Source organism: Yinghuangia soli (genome assembly GCF_021502675.1).
In the GTDB taxonomy this organism is placed as follows: Bacteria; Actinomycetota; Actinomycetes; order Streptomycetales; family Streptomycetaceae; genus Yinghuangia; species Yinghuangia soli.
The window spans coordinates 195,803-211,409 of record NZ_JAKFHA010000010.1 but is presented as its reverse complement, the minus strand read 5'-3'; the positions used below and the strand labels follow the sequence as shown (position 1 = coordinate 211,409).

Here is a 15,607-nt window from a genome sequence, read left to right as displayed (position 1 = left end):
CGCCGATGAACATGGCGAGCACGACGGCCGACGGGATCAGTGCGGCAAGAGCGTCCATGGCAATTACTCCGGCTTCACGAGCGGGAAGAGGATGGTCTCGCGGATGTTGCGGCCGGTGAAGGCCATCACCATGCGGTCGATGCCCAGGCCCAGGCCGCCGCTCGGCGGCATGGCGTATTCGAGCGCCCGCAGGAAGTCCTCGTCGAGCTGCATCGCCTCGGCGTCGCCGCCGGCCGCGAGCATCGACTGCTCGGTGAGGCGCTTGCGCTGCTCGATCGGGTCGACCAGCTCCGAGTACGCGGTGCCCAGCTCCATGCCGAAGCCGATCAGGTCCCACTTCTCGGCCACGCCCGGGATGGTGCGGTGCTGGCGGGTCAGCGGCGAGGTCTCGATCGGGTAGTCGCGCACGAAGGTCGGCTGCACGATGGTGTGCTCGACGAGCTCCTCGAAGAGCTCCTGCACGAGCTTGCCCTGGCCCCAGGCCTTGTCCCACTCGATGCCGCGCGCATCGGCGAGCTTGCGCACCTGCTCGATCGGCGTCTCCGGGGTCAGCTCCTCGCCGACCGCCTGGGAGACCGAGCCGTAGACGGTGATCTGCGGCCACTCGCCGGAGATGTCGATCTCCTTGCCGTCCCACTCGAAGACGTGCGAGCCGAAGACCTGCTGCGCGGTGTACTGGTACACCTCGCGGGTGACCTCGGCCATGGTGTTGTAGTCGCCGTACGCCTCGTACGCCTCGAGCATCGTGAACTCGGGGTTGTGCGTGGAGTCCGCGCCTTCGTTGCGGAAGTTGCGGTTGATCTCGTAGACCTTCTCCGCGCCGCCGACCACGAGCCGCTTGAGGTACAGCTCGGGGGCGATGCGCATGAACAGGTCCATGTCGTACGCGTTGATGTGCGTGACGAAGGGACGCGCCGTCGCGCCGCCGTGGATCGGCTGCAGCATCGGGGTCTCGACCTCGAGGAAGTCGCGCGCGTTGAACCAGGTGCGCACGGACCGCACGATCTCGCTGCGGGTGCGCAGGATCTTGCGGGACTCGTCGTTGACGATGAGGTCGACGTACCGCATGCGCACGCGCGCCTCGGGGTCCGTCATGCCCTTGTGCTTGTCCGGCAGCGGGCGCAGGCACTTGGAGGTGACCGCCCAGCTGTCCACCATGACCGACAGCTCGCCGCGCTTGGAGGTGATGACCTCGCCCTCGACGCCGACGTGGTCGCCCAGGTCGACGTCGGTCTTCCAGGCCGCCAGCGACTCGGCGCCGACCTTGTCGAGCGAGACCATGACCTGCATGTCGCCGCTGCCGTCGCGTAGCGTCGCGAAGCAGAGCTTGCCGCCGGTGCGGTACAGGACGACGCGGCCGGTCAGGCCCACCCGCTTACCGGTCTGGGTGTCCGGCTCCAGGCCGGGGAACTCGGCGCGGAGCTCGGCGACCGTGGTGGTCCGGGGGAACCCGACCGGGTAGGGGTCGATCCCCGACTCCCGCATCCGGTCGAGCTTCTCGCGGCGGACCCGCATCTGCTCGGGGAGGTCGTCGGCCTGCTCGGAGGTGGGCGCTGCGTTCGCCTGGGCGTTCTCGGTCACGGGCCAAGGCTACCTGCGGGCCGAGCCGGGTCCGTACTCGAATAGAGGTGTCGCGGTCAAGCACCCGCAGGCGGCGCGGTCGGGTGCGCCTCCGCGTCGCCGCCCTTCCGCCGCCGCGCCACCGCAAACGCCGGCCGCGACGAGCAGCCGCCTTCGAAGCAAAACGCAGGGCGCGGGGCCGAACGACGGCCCCGCGCCCTCTGTGTTTCGTCCGTGAGCGTTCGCTAGGCGGCCGCGCCACCCGCGTTGCGGCGGCGGAGGACCACGAAGATGCCGCCCGCGGCGAGCAGGAGCCCGCCGCCGATGCCGGCGATCAGCGGCGTCGACGACGAACCGCCGGTGTCCGCGAGGTCCGGGCCGTTGTCACCGGGGTTCGGCAGCGGGAGCGGGATCGCCGGGCCGCCCGGGTTCGGGAGCGGCTTGCCGGTCGGGTTCAGCACCAGCGCGGCGGCGTTGTTCGCCGGGTTCTTGTCACCGGTCCCCCGCGGCACCATGTACAGGCCGCCGACCGCGTCCGGCACCACCTTGTCGATGCGCAGCTCGAACGGCAGGTCGATCTTCTCGCCCGCGAACGCCACGCCGCGGACCCAGCAGACGTACGCCGGACCGTCCCACTTCTCGTGGCCGGGGAACAGCGGGTCGCCCATGTCGGTCTCGTCGCCCTTGAGCAGGTGGCAGTCCTCGGGGGCCTTGACCACCGAAGCTCCGGCCGGGATCTCGACCTTGAGGCGCGCGAACGGTTCGTCGATGATCCCGGTGTCCTGGCGCCCGGGGCCTTCGTTCTTGACCGCGACGGCGGCCTTGACGACCTCGCCCTGCTTGCCGGCCGCGGTGACCTGCGGGACCGCGAGGTCCGCGCTGCTGTCGACCGAGTACTGCGTCATCCCGTAGTTGTTGTACGGGTCGAGGTCGGGCGCGATGCTGCGCGCGGCCGGCTTCTTGACCAGTTCGAGCTTGCGGCCGGTGCCGGGCTTGAAGTCCGCCCAGTCCGTGGCCCGGTCCCAGGCCTTCTGGGAGAACGGCTCGATGCCGTGGGACGTGAACTCATGCAGCGCGTCGGCACCGACGGTGAACTTATAGAGCCCCGGGATGGAGTACTTCTCGCCGATGGCCACCGGGGTGTCGATGCGGCAGACCGCCTGCTCGATCACGTTGCGGTACTTGTCCACCGCGTACACGCAGTTGGAGAACCGCTCGGCGGCGTCGAGCCCGGTGGTGTTGGCGACCGAGACGATGACGCCGGGGACGGCGAGCGTTCCCAGGTTGGCGCCTTCGAGGTCGGACGAGATCGCACTGCCGATCTTCAGGTTCCGGCCGTCCGGAACCTCCTCCAGCGTCAGGTCGGAGCCGCCGACGACCACGTCGGTCTCGGTGCCCTCGACCTTGGTGCCGGTCGCCGACGCGGTCAGCTTCACGGTGCCCGACTGGCCGTTCTTCGCCCCCGCGGCCGCCTTGATCGGGACCTGCGGGACGTACGGGTAGCTCGTCCCCGGGGTGGCGCACTCGGCGACCAGACCGGGCGTGAGCACCTTGCAGGACCAGGTGTTCAGCTGCGAGAAGTCGAGCTCCGCGATGCCTTTGAGATCCGACCCGTCGATCTTGTACGTGAAGTCGGTGAGGCGGCGGTCGATGCCGGACTGGCCGTCGGACCAGTAGCGGAAGTAGGAGAGCGTCCGGTCCGCCTCGCCCGGCGAACCGGGCAGCGGAAGGGCGAGCTCCAGGGGGCCTTCGATGGACATCGTCGGGTTCTCGGCCTGCGCAGGGACCGCGGCGACGCCGATGACCATGGCCGCAGCGCTCGCGGTGAGGACCGCGGGGCGCAGCAGGGAGCGGAAGACAGACATGAAACCTCGTGACTTCGGGGACGTGGGAATGCCGGTACCGAAGAGCCGTTCAGTCCGGGATGCACACACGGGTCGGCTCGTCAGCTGCGGCCGCAACGGCACGAAGGCACGCTGAACACACGGCACGATTCATCGGATCCCCCGCGGAATGAACCACTGGCCCGCGAGCCTACTGTCGCCGAGGGATTCCCAAACAACCGGATAGATAACGCTTCGGTGAACTGACGCCCAGTCAACGCCCCACCCCACAGAGTCAGTTACGAACTGCCCAACGTCGCGCGCCCATTGGCGTGCCCGGTCAGGCGCCTCGGGTGCGGGCCTTTTCGGCCAGGCGGGAGTCCAATTCGGCGTCGGCCAGGCGGGTGCAGCGGTCCAACAGGGTTCGGCGGCGGGTGCGTTCGGCGGTGCCGATGGGCATGTCGGCCAGGCTGCGGAGGGCTGCAAGGTCGGCCGCGGTCGGGGTGTGGCCGTACGCCGCCACCGCGCGTTCCAGACCGCTCAGGTAGGTCGCGGCCGAGCCAGGGAGGGCGGCGCGCTGCCGGGACAGTTCCGCGAGGTTGAACGCCCGATGGCGGTCCCGTTCCGCCTCGGCCTCGGCGATCGCGCGGTCCAGGAGCCAGAAGTCCACCGGCGCCGGCTCCCCGCGCCGCTCCGGAGCCGCGCCGGCCTTCATCGCGGCCAGCAGCGCCCGCCGCAGCAGCCTGACCTCGGCCATGCTGAACGCCAGCCCGTGGTCTCCGTGCGGCGTCGGCATATCTGCACTGTACGGGCTGGTCAGCCGCCTGTCGGGCTGCCATTCCGTGCGCGGCGCTGTCAAGGGGCAGGGCCATCGGCCCCGCCCCTCCACAGCGGTGTCATCAGTCGGCGTGTCAGGCCGCGGTCACGCCGCCTTTGCGGCGCCGCGCGACGAAGAACGCAGCCCCCGCGACAAGCAGCAGCCCGGCCCCCGCCCCAGCAATGAGCAGCGTGGACGAGGACCCGCCGGTGTTCGCCAGCTCCGTGCCCGGGACCTCTGCCTGGTTCCCGGCAGGGGCGCCGCTCGTCGTCCCGCCGGTCGTCGCACTACCACCCTGGGACGCGCTGCCGGAGCCCGGCGGCGGCGTCGGCACCGGCACCGGCACCGGCTGGGGCTTTGCCCCTGGAACCAGGGCAATGGTGGCCACGTCGTTGGTCTGGTTCTTGTCGAAGGCCGACGGGAACAACGTCACCTTGATGACCGCGTCAGCGGGCACCGACCCCACGAAGTGGATCTTCGTGCGGAATGCGGATGAAGCGGCATCCGCCGCCATGCTGCACGTCAGCCAGACGCCGTCGGGAGACCCGACGCCAGGCACGTGGCCCTTGGGCCAATTGCAGTCGCGGGGCCCATCGGAGACGTAGGTGACTCCCTTGGGCAGGTCCACGCGCGCCCGCAGCCAAGGGCCAGGGCCCGCATAGAACTTGCCCGGGCCGGTGTTGGTGACCGTGAAGGAGACATCCGTGCCCTTGTCGGTCCTCGTCACCTCTCCGTCGGCGATCGCCAGATCCGCAGGCACTGTTGTCGTGACGTACAACTGCGCAAATCCGCTTGTCAGCGAAGTCTCGGGGAGCGGACCACCCGGACGTTCGGCGAAGCGCATTTCGGCGGTGCCACTTCCGGGAGTGAACTGCCCGTCGGTGTAAGTGCGGTACGCCTGTTCGTCCCAGGGCACCACGCCGAACGAGGCCGCAGCTGTGGTTGCATCAGCCGCCAACTTCAGTTTCACCGGTTGTGCGGGTCGGTAGGCCACACCCTCTGCGATGTGCTGCTCGACTACGCACACCGCGAGCTCGTAGGCAGCCCCCGGTCCACTGCGCGGCTTCCCGTATACGCAGTTGCTGTAGTTCTCGGCGGTCGTGAAGTCCGGCCCCAAGCTGGCCACGACTATGAACTTGTCGATGCTTCCCCCGTCGGCGACGAAGGTCAAAGGCGCGTCGAGCGTCGCACCGGGCTGCACACCGTCGATCCGGTCGACCGTCTCGGTGCGAATCGTCGGCTGAGCAGCAGTGGCTGTGCCGGTACTGAGACCAAGCGAGGCGGTGGCGGCCGCCAGGGCAGCGACAGCAGCTGTTCTACGGAAACGCATAGGACCTCACGAATACTTGGGACGTGAGGCGCGAGCCTAGTGGTCTGCACCATCCGATTCTTTGGCGGGGCAGAACGGTTCTGCGAGGCGTGACGCTGCGTCAGTTGCCGGTGCACCGAGAGTCTGATGGCGCGGGGCACCGGCAGGTGACGTGTTGGGGTCGTCGGCCGAAGAGTCAGGCGCCCGCGTTGCGTTCGTAGACCATGCGGAGGCCGATGAGGGTGAGCCAGGGTTCGTGGACGTCGATGACGGAGGCTTCGCCGAGGACCAGGGTGGCGAGGCCGCCGGTGGCGACGACGGTGACCGACTCGGGGTCGTCGGAGAGTTCCGCGGCCATGCGCTTGACGACGCCGTCGACCTGGCCGGCGAAGCCGTAGAGGATGCCGGCCTGCATGGCCTCGACGGTGCTCTTGCCGACCACGCTGCGCGGGCGCATGAGCTCGATCTTGCGGAGCTGGGCGCCGCGGGCGCCGAGGGCGTCGACGGAGATCTCGATGCCGGGGGCGATCGCGCCGCCGATGTACTCGCCCTTGGCGCTGACCGCGTCGAAGGTGGTGGCGGTGCCGAAGTCGACCACGATGCACGGGCCGCCGTAGAGCTTGATGGCGGCGAGGGCGTTGATGATGCGGTCGGTGCCGACTTCCTTGGGGTTGTCCATGAGGACGGGTACGCCGGTCTTGACGCCGGGTTCCACGACCACCGCGGGGATGTCCCCGTAGTAGCGGCGGAACATGTCGCGCATCTCGTGCAGCACCGAGGGCACGGTCGAGCAGACGGCGATGCCGTCGACCCCGCCCGCGCCGATCAGCGGGTGCTGGCCGAGCAGGCCCTGCAGCACCACCGCGAGCTCGTCGGCGGTGCGCCGCGCGTCGGTGGAGATGCGCCAGTGCTCGACGATTTCGTCACCGTCGAACAGGCCGAGCACGGTGTGCGTGTTGCCTACGTCGATCGTCAGGAGCATCGTCGCGTGTCCTTGGCTGGGGCGGTGGGGTGTCACAGGGGCGGCGGGGGCGGCGGAAGTGTGCACAGTACCTGGCTGGGAGAGCGGTCGGTCAGTCGCGGAGGTCGACGCCGATGTCGAGGATCGGGGCGGAGTGGGTGAGCGCCCCCACGGCGAGGTAGTCGACCCCGCTGGCGGCCGCCTCGTACGCGGTGTCCAGGGTCAGGCCGCCGCTGGATTCCAGCCGGGCCCGGCCGCCGACCAGCGCGACGGCTTCGCGCAGTTGGGCGGGGGCCATGTTGTCGAGCAGGATCAGGTCGGCCCCCGCGTCGAGGACCGGCGGGATCTGCTCCAAATGGTCGACCTCGACCTCGACCGGCACGTCGGGGAAGGCCGCGCGCACCGCGCGGAAGGCCTCCGCGACGCCGCCCGCGGCGACGACGTGGTTGTCCTTGACCATCGCCGCGTCGGACAGCGACATGCGGTGGTTGACCCCGCCGCCGCAGCGCACCGCGTACTTCTCCAGCGCGCGCAGGCCCGGGGTGGTCTTGCGGGTGTCGCGGATCGCCGCGCCGGTGCCCGCGACGGCGTCCACCCAGGTCCGGGTGAGGGTCGCGATGCCGGACAGGCGGCACAGCAGGTTGAGCGCGCACCGCTCGGCGGTGAGCAGGTCGCGGGTCGCGCCGGTGGCGGTGAACAGGACCTGCCCGGGGGCGATGGGGTCGCCGTCCGCGACGAAGCGCTCGATCACCACGTCGTCGCCGCAGACCGCCTCGACGACCGCCTCGGCCACCGGGATGCCGGCCGCGACGCCCGCGCTGCGGGCGGTGAAGTCGGCGTGCCCGCGGGCCTCGGCGGGCACCGTGGCCACCGAGGTGACGTCGACGCCGCCGTCGAGGTCCTCGGCCACCGCGGCGCGCACGAGCGCCTCCACCGCGGCCGGGTCGAGGCCGGCCTTGGCCAGGCGGGACGTCAGGTCAGGAGTGAGCGTCACGGCGTCTCCTTGGGCTCGTACGGCACGTACTTCAGGTCGAGTCGGCCGTCGGCCATGGTGGTCGTCAGGTGGCCGCGCCAGTCCTTGTCGTCGGCCTCGGGGAAGTCCTCGCGCCAGTGGCAGCCGCGGGTTTCCTCGCGGTCGTACGCGGTGGCGGCGAGCGCGCCGGCCACCGTGTGCAGGTTGGTCGCCTCCCACGCCTCGGTGCACGGGTCGGCACCGGTACGCACCGCCAGGTCGGCCAGTACGCGCGTGGTCTCGCGCAGGCTGTCGCGGCTGCGCAGCACGCCCGCGCCCGCGGTCATCGCGCGCTGCAGGGGGGCGCGTACGCCCGGGTCCAACAACGCGGCCTCGCCCGCGGGTTCGGCCGGTTCGCGGCGCGGCGGCAGGTCGCGGAGCAAGTCCGCGGCGATGCGCTCGGCGAAGACGAGGCCTTCGAGGAGCGAGTTGGACGCCAGCCGGTTCGCGCCGTGCACGCCCGTGCACGCCACCTCGCCGCACGCGTACAGGCCGGGCACCGACGTACGCCCGTCCAGGTCGGTGCGCACGCCGCCGCTCGCGTAATGCGCGGCGGGCGCGACCGGGATCAGCTCGGTCACCGGGTCGATGCCGTGCGACCGGCACGAGGCCAGGATGGTCGGGAAGCGCTCCGCCCACATCTCGGCGCCGAAGTGCCGCCCGTCCAAGTACATGTGCTCGGCGCCGGTTTCGGCCATGCGCCGCATGATGCCCTTGGCCACGATGTCCCGCGGGGCCAGCTCGCCGAGCGGGTGACGGCCCGTCATGAACCGTACGCCGTCGGCGTCGACGAGGTAGGCGCCCTCGCCGCGCACCGCTTCGGAGACCAGCGGCTGCTGGCCCTCCGCGCCCGCCCCGAGCCACAGGACGGTCGGGTGGAACTGCACGAACTCCAGGTCCGCGACCTCGGCTCCGGCACGCAGCGCGAGCGCGACGCCGTCGCCGGTGGACACGTGCGGATTGGTGGTCGAGGAGAAGATCTGGCCCATGCCGCCCGCGGCGAGGACCACCGCGCGGCCGTGCACCGCCCCCACGCCGTCGCGGGCGCCTTCGCCCATGACGTGCAGGGTCACGCCGCAGGCCCGGCCTTCGGCGTCCTGCAACAGGTCCAGCACCAGCGCGTGTTCGATGACCTCGATGCCGGCCTCGTGGACGGCCTGCACGAGCGCCCGCGATATCTCCGCGCCGGTGGCGTCGCCGCCCGCGTGCGCGATGCGGTTGCGCAGGTGGCCGCCTTCGCGGGTGAGCAGGATGTTGCCGTCGGCGTCCCGGTCGAACTCGGCGCCCACCGACATCAGCCGGCGGACCGCGCCCGGCCCTTCGGAGACGAGGACGCGGACGGCCTCCTCGTCGCACAGCCCGGCGCCGGCCACCAGGGTGTCCTGCATGTGCTGCTCGGGGGTGTCGCCCTCGCCCAGCGCGGCCGCGATGCCGCCCTGCGCCCAGCGCGTGGAGCCTTCGTCGAGGACGGCCTTGGTGACCACCAGGACGCTGCCGGCCGCGCGGGCGCGCAGCGCGGCGGTCAGCCCGGCGACGCCCGAGCCGATCACGATCACGTCGGCGTACGTCGCCCAGCCGGGCGCCGGCGCGGCCAGGCGGGTCGGGTAGGTGGTCACCGGACGGTCTTCTTCGCGGGCTTCTTGGGTGCGGAGGCCTTCCTGGCCGCCTTGCGCGCGGCCTTGGCCGATGCGGCCTCGGCGGCCCGCGGCTCGGGCACGTCGCCGCGCACGAGCTCGCTGCCGGACGGCACCTCGGCCGGGTCGTGGCCGGTCCCGGTGATGCGGTTCTCGCCGTCCACGAACACCACGCGGGGCTTCATGTCCCGCGCTTCCTCGTCGGTGACCTGCGCGTACGCGATGATGATCACCAGGTCGCCGGTGTGCACGAGGCGGGCCGCGGCCCCGTTGATGCCGATGATGCCGGTGCCGCGCGGCCCCGCGATCGTGTACGTCTCCAGGCGCGCGCCGTTGTCGATGTCGACGATGTGGACCAGCTCGCCGGGCAGCAGGTCGGCGGCGTCGAGGAGGTCCTCGTCGATGGTGACCGAGCCGACGTAGTGCAGGTCCGCCTGGGTCACGGTGGCCCGGTGGATCTTGGACTTGAACATCGTGCGCATCATGACCGTGCTCCTGCGATGACCAGGGGGACATTGTCGATCAGGCGGGTCGAGCCGACCCGGGCGGCGACGGCGAGGACGGCCGGGCCGGTGTGGTCCGCCGGGACCTCCGCGAACGTCGCGGGGTCCACCAAGGCGAGGTAGTCGAGTTCGAGCGGGGGTTCGGCGGCGGCGGCCGCGGCCAGGACCGCGGCGGCGACGTCGCGCACCGCGGCCGCGCCGTACTCCGCCTCGGCCGCGCCGGCGCGCAGCGCGCGGCTCAGGGTGAGGGCGGTGACCCGGTCGGCCTCGCCGAGGAAGCGGTTGCGGCTGGACAGCGCGAGGCCGTCGGGCTCGCGGACGGTCGGCACCCCGACGATCTCCACGTCGAAGTTGAGGTCCGCGACCATGCGCCGGATCAGCGCGAGTTGCTGCGCGTCCTTCTCGCCGAAGAACGCGAAGTAGTCCACTCCGGCACCGGGCGAGGCGATGTGCAGCAGCTTGGCGACGACCGTGAGCATGCCGTCGAAGTGGCCAGGGCGCGACGCGCCTTCCAGCACCGTGCCCACCGGTCCGGCCGAGACGCGCACCGAGGGTTCGCCGTGCGGGTAGACGTCCTCGACCGAGGGCGCGAACACCGCATTGGCGCCTGCCTCGTGACAGACGATCAGGTCGTCGTCGAGGGTGCGCGGGTAGCGGTCCAGGTCCTCGTTCGCGCCGAACTGCAGCGGGTTCACGAAGACGGTCACCACCACGACGCCGTGCTTGCCGACGCGTTCGCGGGCGGCGCGGATGAGCGCGGCGTGCCCGTCGTGCAGCGCGCCCATGGTCATCACGACGGCCCAGCCCTGGCTTTCCAGGGCCCATTCGTCGCGCAGCTCGGCCAGCTTGCTGCGGTCGCGCACCAGCAGCGGCTTGTGCTTGCGGTGTCCGAACAGCGCCATCACGCACCGCCTTCCGCGAGGACGTCCAAGAGCGCCTCGGCCGATTCCGGCTTCAACATCCCCGCGGTCAGCGCGCGGTCGGCGGTCAGCCGGGCCATCGCGATGTACGCCGCGAGCGCTTCGGGGGCGACGCGGCGCAGTTCGGCCACGTGCGCCGCCACGGTGCCCGCGTCGCCGCGGGCCACGGGGCCGGTCAGGGCCAGGTCGCCGGACCGCAGCGCGTTGTCCAGCGCGGCGCCGAGCAGCGGGCCGAGCATCCGGTCCGGGGCGCGCACGCCGGCCGCGGCCAGCAGGTCGCGGGACTGCGCGACCAGGGTGACCAGGTGGTTCGCGCCGTTGGCGAGGGCCACGTGGTAGAGCGGCCGGGCGCTTTCGTCGATCCATTCCGGCTCGCCGCCCATCTCGACCACGAGGGCCTCGGCGACCGGCCGCAGCACCTCGGGGGCGGTGACCCCGAACGAGCAGCCGACCAGCCGCTGGACGTCCACCGAGGTGCCGGTGAACGTCATGACGGGGTGCAGGGCGAGCGGCAGCGCACCGGCGCGCGCGGCGTCCTCCAGGACGCCCACGCCGAAGCGTCCGGAGGTGTGCACGAGGAGCTGGCCGGGCTTGAGCGCACCGGTGGCGGCAAGGCCGCCGACCAGGTCGCGCAGCGCGTCGTCCGGGACGGTCAGCAGCACCAGATCGGCGCGCGCGATGACGTCCTGGGGAGTGGTGAGCGGTACGCCGGGGAGGAGCTCCTCGGCCCGGCGCCGGGAGGCGTCCGAGACGCCCGAGGCGGCCACCACGTGGTGCCCGGCGAGGGCGAGCGCGGCGGCCAGCGGCGCACCGACGCGGCCGGCGCCCACGACACCGACCGCGAGGCGGGCGGGTCGGTCCGCGGGGTCCGCGGGGCGGGGCCGCCGTTGGGGTACGGCGAGGGGGTCGTTGTCGTTCACGATGGCCTTCCGTTCCAGTCCGCGGTGGGTACCGGACGAGTACTGGCCTGATCAGCGTACTCAGGTGGGGGGCGGGCCGAATCGCGGGTGGCCTCCGGGCCGGGGGATCCGTGCGGGGGCGTATGCCGGAACCATCGGCACCGGCACGTCGCGGCGCCCGCGGGAGAGGCTCGGGCCGCGCATGCCGATCGCGCCGAGGCCGGTCAGCACCAGTCCGGTGAGCAGCAGCGTCGCGGTGACGATGCGGGCCGCGAGCGCCGCACGGGGGCCGTTCTCGGTGCGCAGGGTGTACGAGGACGACGCGGACTGCGCGTCCGCGGCGGCCTGCCCTGCGCGGGTGCCCGCGTCGGCGGTGTCCGCGTGCCAGCCGGCGGGCTGGGCCGCGACCGTCTGCGCGGGGGTGTTCCGGGTGTCCTTCGCCGGGCCTCCGTCGAACGCTCCCGCAGCGGCGACAATGCCGACCGCGGATATCGCGAGCGCGGACCTGAGGGCCACACGAGCCATGAGCTTTCGCATGTGAACCTCCCGAACCAGGGGACCATATCGCCCGATATCGCGCATATCGGACTTTCAGGGATCCCCCGAGGTTCGGGAGGTCAATCACATGTGCCGCCGGTCGGCATGAACGGCCAGGTCAGAGGCCCATTCGGAGCCGGTTCAGGCGGTGCGGTACATCCGGACCGGCAGGGTCTTCAGGGCGTTGTTGAGGTTGGATCGGACCCGGGTCGGCTCGCCCGCCAGTTCGATCCGCGGGAACGAGGCGAACAGTTCCTCGAAGAACACCCGGCCCTCCAGGCGCGCGATGTGCACGCCCAGGCAGAAGTGCTCGGCGAAGCCGAACGACAGATGCGGGTTGGGGCGCCGCGAGATGTCGAAACTCTGGGCGTCCTCGAACACCTCTTCGTCGCGATTGGCCGAGGTGTAGTACATGGCGACCTTGTCGCCCGCCTTGATCTGCACGCCGCGCAGCTCGACGTCCTGCGTCGCGGTGCGCCGGAAGTAGTGCAGCGGGTTGGCCCAGCGCAGGATCTCCTCGACCGCGCCCGGCACCAGCGCGGGGTCCTGCCGCACCGCGGCAAGTTGCTCCGGATGGGTGAGCAGCGCGTGCAGCCCGGCGGCCAGCATCGTCTTGGTGGTGTCGTTCCCCGCCGTGACCAGCTGGACGAAGAACATCCCGAATTCGACGTCGGACATCCGCTTGCCGCCGAACTCCGACTCCAGGATCAGCGTGGTGAGGTCCTCGCGCGGCTCCTCGACGCGACGCTTCATGGCAAAGCCGATCGCGTACTTGGCCATCTCGATGGACGCCGCACCGGGGCCGTAGCCGTCCTCCTCGCCGCCGCCGACGTTCGGGTCCTGGCTGGTGGTGTTCCGCTCGGCGAGGCGGTGGATGTAGTCCCAGTCCTCGCGCGGCAGGCCCATCAGCTCGCCGATGACCTGGGTCGGCAGGCTGGAGGTGACGTCGTGCACGAACTCGACGACCCCCTCGGCCGGAAGCGTCGCGAAGATCTCCTGGGTGATCTCCCGGATCCGCGCCTCCATGCCGCCGACCACCTTGGCGGTGAAGGACTTCACCAGCGGCTTGCGGTACGCCCGGTGCTGCGGCGGGTCCATGGCCAGCAGCGAGCCGCGCAGCGCCTCCAGGCGGTCCTCCTCCAGGTTCTCCAGCACGATGCCCCCGCTGGCCGCGGAGAACAGGTCGGAGCGCTGCGAGACGAACTCGACGTCCGCGTGCTTGAGCACCGCCCAGTAGCCGGGCTCGCCGGGCATGTCCTGCCAGTAGAGCGGGCTGGTGCGGCGCAGCTCGGTGAACAGCTCGTGCGGGGCCCCGGCCACGTACAGGTCGGGGCTGTAGATGTCGCGCGCGGCGGCGGTGGTCATGCTGCTGCTCCTCAGGCGACCAGGACGTTCGGGCGGCCGAAGCCCTGGGCCTCGCACAGCGCGTAGTAGGCGCGCAGGGTGCCGGGGCCGTCGGTGACCGACTCGATGTTGCCGTCGTCGTCCAGGTTCAGGTTGCTGCCGTACATCTGGAACCAGACGCGGGTGTCCGGCTCCACGCAGGTGAGGGTGTGCACCGAGCCGGCGGGCTCGTACAGGAAGGAGCCGGCGCGGTTGGTGTAGTCGTACTCGGCGTACTTCCAGGCGCCGGCGGTGGTGTACGCGTACACCGGGCCGGTGTGCCGGTGGCGCGGGGCCTGGAAGCCGGCCTGGAAGACGTTCTCGACGATCCACAGGCCTTCCTGCGGCTTGACGCACACGACCTTCAGCTTGTTGCCGCCGCCGATCTCGACGAACGGCAGGTCGTCGGCGCCGACGTGGATCGACAGGTCGGGGCCCTCGGCGATGGTGGTCATGGGACTTCCTCCTGACACAGCTGACACGGCGTCATGTCTGTAACGGTGTAACAGCATGCCTCAGCGCGCCGTCGGTTTCGAGCACGGATTCCGGCGGGCAGGATGGGGCGGTACGCGCGCGGCGGGCACCAGGCCGGGGAACGGGCGCGCGGGCGGGAGGGATCGACGCGGATGGGCCGGGATCGGGAGCAGCGGCAGGGCCGGGCGAATGGCCTGCTGGAAGGCAAAGTGGCGGTGGTCACCGGGGGTGCGAACGGCATCGGCCGGGCGTGCTGCGAGCGCTTCGCGGAGGAAGGCGCCGACGTCGTCGTCGCGGACATCCTCGACGAGCTCGGCATGGACACCATCGCCGCGGTCGAGAAGAAGGGCCGCCGGGCGGCGTACATGCACGCCGACGCGAGCAGCCCGACCGACAACGAGACGGTGATGCAGCACGCCGTCGACCTCTTCGGCGGCATCGACATCCTGGTGACCGCGGCCGGCATCTCGACCGCCGACTACCGCAGCGACCGGCCCGAGGCGGTGGCCCGCAAGGCCGCCAAGCACGCCCGCGAACAACCCGACCCGATGCGGCGCTTCACCGAACTGCGGCTGTCCGAATGGCAGCAGGTGCTGGACGTGAACCTCACCGGCACGCTGCTCGCGGTGCAGGCCGCGTCCCGCGTCATGCTCGACCTCAAGCGGCGCGGTTCGATCATCACCATCGCGTCGATCGCGGCCAAGCACCCGGAGGCGGGCGCGCCCGCGTATTCGGTCTCCAAGGCCGGGGTGTGGATGCTCACCAAATACGCGGCGCGGGTGCTCGGCCCGGCCGGGATCCGGGTGAACGCGATCGGCCCGGGCTTCATCGAGACCAACATGACCGCGGTCGTCCGCGGGCTGCCGGACCTTGAGGAGCGCCTGCTCGCGAACGTGCCGCTGGGCCGGATGGGCACCGCGCGCGAGGTCGCGGACGCGGCGCTGTTCCTGGCCGGCCAGCAGTCGTCGTACTTCACTGGCGAGATGCTGCACCCGGACGGGGGCTTCTACACCGACTGACGCAGCCGGGCCGCGCGGCAGGCACCGCGCGGCCGGTCCCCGGTCCCTCGATCCCCGGTCAGGCGCCGCGGGCCCGGACCAGGCCGGTCTCGTACGCCAGCACCACCGCCTGCACGCGGTCGCGCAGCCCCAGCTTCATCAGGATGCGGCCGACGTGCGTCTTCACGGTCGCCTCGGACAGGAACAGGCGCTCCGCGATCTCCGCGTTGGACAGTCCCTGCGCGACCAGCAGCAGCACCTCGTGCTCGCGCTCGGTGAGCGACTCGACGGCCTCGGGGCGGGCGTCCGACTCGCTGGGCAGGATGGGCGCGAAGCGGTCCAGCAGGCGGCGCGTGGTGCTGGGCGCGACCACCGCGTCGCCCGAGGCCACCGCCCGGATGCCGGACAGCAGTTCGGTCGGCGGGACGTCCTTGAGCAGGAACCCGCTGGCGCCCGCCTTGATGGCCGCGAACGCGTACTCGTCGAGGTCGAAGGTGGTCAGCATGAGCACCTTCGGACGCTCCCGGCCGGCCGGCAGCTTGATGGTGTCGGGGCCGTCGCCGGCGATGCGGCGGCACGCCTCGACACCGTCCATGCGCGGCATGCGCACGTCCATCAGGACCACGTCGACAGCCGTCGACCGGAGCTTCTCGATGGCCTCGGCGCCGTTGCCGGCCTCGGCCACCACCTCCATGTCGGGCTGGGCCTGGAGCACCATGGTGAATCCGGTGCGCAGCAGTTCCTGGTCGTCGACCAGCATCACCCGGATGGTCATAT

At 71.4% G+C, this 15,607-nt stretch carries 14 protein-coding genes and 1 pseudogene; 1 reads left to right on the top strand and 14 read right to left on the bottom strand.

The features are described 5' to 3' along the window. Positions 1-63: 63 nt before the first annotated feature. The 13 genes and pseudogenes from lysX to LZ495_RS19235 all read right to left on the bottom strand — a co-directional run bounded on the left by lysX (position 64) and on the right by LZ495_RS19235 (position 13,813). On the bottom strand, positions 64-1,581 hold the full coding sequence (lysX, locus tag LZ495_RS19295; RefSeq protein WP_235053588.1) for a bifunctional lysylphosphatidylglycerol synthetase/lysine--tRNA ligase LysX: 1,518 nt from the start codon (positions 1,579-1,581) through the stop codon (positions 64-66). 224 nt (positions 1,582-1,805) lie between these two features. After that, a complete protein-coding gene (locus LZ495_RS19290) occupies positions 1,806-3,425 on the bottom strand; it encodes an LAETG motif-containing sortase-dependent surface protein (RefSeq protein WP_235053586.1) in 1,620 nt (539 codons plus the stop codon). Positions 3,426-3,723: 298 nt separating this feature from the next. Further along, complete coding sequence (locus LZ495_RS19285) at positions 3,724-4,179, bottom strand: hypothetical protein (RefSeq protein WP_235053584.1); 456 nt, start codon at positions 4,177-4,179, stop codon at positions 3,724-3,726. 115 nt (positions 4,180-4,294) lie between these two features. Then, complete coding sequence (locus LZ495_RS19280; RefSeq protein WP_235053582.1) at positions 4,295-5,530, bottom strand: LPXTG cell wall anchor domain-containing protein; 1,236 nt, start codon at positions 5,528-5,530, stop codon at positions 4,295-4,297. Positions 5,531-5,705: 175 nt separating this feature from the next. Next, positions 5,706-6,491: a type III pantothenate kinase gene (locus LZ495_RS19275; RefSeq protein ID WP_235053580.1), complete on the bottom strand. Its 786-nt coding sequence runs from the start codon at positions 6,489-6,491 to the stop codon at positions 5,706-5,708. Positions 6,492-6,582: 91 nt separating this feature from the next. Beyond that, positions 6,583-7,464: a carboxylating nicotinate-nucleotide diphosphorylase gene (gene nadC, locus LZ495_RS19270; RefSeq protein ID WP_235053578.1), complete on the bottom strand. Its 882-nt coding sequence runs from the start codon at positions 7,462-7,464 to the stop codon at positions 6,583-6,585. Continuing rightward, positions 7,461-9,098 carry an L-aspartate oxidase gene (locus LZ495_RS19265; protein ID WP_235053577.1) on the bottom strand — a complete coding sequence of 546 codons (1,638 nt, stop codon included), beginning with the start codon at positions 9,096-9,098 and terminating at the stop codon, positions 7,461-7,463. The genes nadC and LZ495_RS19265 overlap by 4 nt, the downstream gene beginning before the upstream one ends. Before the next feature lie 107 nt (positions 9,099-9,205). Next, positions 9,206-9,601 (bottom strand): annotated as a pseudogene (gene panD / locus LZ495_RS19260) (aspartate 1-decarboxylase); the annotation flags it as partial. Next, positions 9,598-10,521 carry a pantoate--beta-alanine ligase gene (gene panC, locus LZ495_RS19255; protein WP_235053576.1) on the bottom strand — a complete coding sequence of 308 codons (924 nt, stop codon included), beginning with the start codon at positions 10,519-10,521 and terminating at the stop codon, positions 9,598-9,600. The gene panC and the pseudogene panD, both read right to left, overlap by 4 nt. After that, complete coding sequence (locus LZ495_RS19250) at positions 10,521-11,459, bottom strand: Rossmann-like and DUF2520 domain-containing protein (RefSeq protein ID WP_235053575.1); 939 nt, start codon at positions 11,457-11,459, stop codon at positions 10,521-10,523. The genes panC and LZ495_RS19250 overlap by 1 nt, the downstream gene beginning before the upstream one ends. Before the next feature lie 60 nt (positions 11,460-11,519). Continuing rightward, the gene (locus tag LZ495_RS19245; protein WP_235053572.1) at positions 11,520-11,975 is read right to left on the bottom strand and encodes a hypothetical protein; all 456 of its coding nucleotides are present in this window, start codon (positions 11,973-11,975) and stop codon (positions 11,520-11,522) included. A gap of 141 nt (positions 11,976-12,116) precedes the next feature. Continuing rightward, positions 12,117-13,340 carry a cytochrome P450 gene (locus LZ495_RS19240; protein ID WP_235053571.1) on the bottom strand — a complete coding sequence of 408 codons (1,224 nt, stop codon included), beginning with the start codon at positions 13,338-13,340 and terminating at the stop codon, positions 12,117-12,119. An 11-nt stretch (positions 13,341-13,351) separates the two neighbouring features. Then, positions 13,352-13,813, bottom strand: a complete 462-nt coding sequence (locus LZ495_RS19235) for a 2,4'-dihydroxyacetophenone dioxygenase family protein (protein ID WP_235053570.1) — start codon at positions 13,811-13,813, stop codon at positions 13,352-13,354. Between the two features lie 171 nt (positions 13,814-13,984). Between LZ495_RS19235 and LZ495_RS19230 the strand changes: the two genes are divergently transcribed. Continuing rightward, positions 13,985-14,851: an SDR family NAD(P)-dependent oxidoreductase gene (locus LZ495_RS19230; protein ID WP_235053569.1), complete on the top strand. Its 867-nt coding sequence runs from the start codon at positions 13,985-13,987 to the stop codon at positions 14,849-14,851. Positions 14,852-14,909: 58 nt separating this feature from the next. Here the strand turns inward: LZ495_RS19230 and LZ495_RS19225 are convergent, their stop codons facing one another. Next, positions 14,910-15,605, bottom strand: a complete 696-nt coding sequence (locus LZ495_RS19225) for a response regulator (protein ID WP_235053568.1) — start codon at positions 15,603-15,605, stop codon at positions 14,910-14,912. Positions 15,606-15,607 lie beyond the last annotated feature (2 nt).

Bases quoted from the DNA above. Each gene is read 5' to 3' on its own strand.
- LZ495_RS19280 (WP_235053582.1), bottom strand. From the start codon at position 5,530: ATGCGTTTCCGTAGAACAGCTGCTGTCGCTGCCCTGGCGGCCGCCACC.
- LZ495_RS19235 (WP_235053570.1), bottom strand. From the start codon at position 13,813: ATGACCACCATCGCCGAGGGCCCCGACCTGTCGATCCACGTCGGCGCC.
- LZ495_RS19290 (WP_235053586.1), bottom strand. From the start codon at position 3,425: ATGTCTGTCTTCCGCTCCCTGCTGCGCCCCGCGGTCCTCACCGCGAGC.
- LZ495_RS19245 (WP_235053572.1), bottom strand. From the start codon at position 11,975: ATGCGAAAGCTCATGGCTCGTGTGGCCCTCAGGTCCGCGCTCGCGATA.
- LZ495_RS19275 (WP_235053580.1), bottom strand. From the start codon at position 6,491: ATGCTCCTGACGATCGACGTAGGCAACACGCACACCGTGCTCGGCCTG.
- LZ495_RS19240 (WP_235053571.1), bottom strand. From the start codon at position 13,340: ATGACCACCGCCGCCGCGCGCGACATCTACAGCCCCGACCTGTACGTG.
- LZ495_RS19225 (WP_235053568.1), bottom strand. From the start codon at position 15,605: ATGACCATCCGGGTGATGCTGGTCGACGACCAGGAACTGCTGCGCACC.
- LZ495_RS19285 (WP_235053584.1), bottom strand. From the start codon at position 4,179: ATGCCGACGCCGCACGGAGACCACGGGCTGGCGTTCAGCATGGCCGAG.
- LZ495_RS19230 (WP_235053569.1), top strand. From the start codon at position 13,985: ATGGGCCGGGATCGGGAGCAGCGGCAGGGCCGGGCGAATGGCCTGCTG.
- panC (WP_235053576.1), bottom strand. From the start codon at position 10,521: ATGGCGCTGTTCGGACACCGCAAGCACAAGCCGCTGCTGGTGCGCGAC.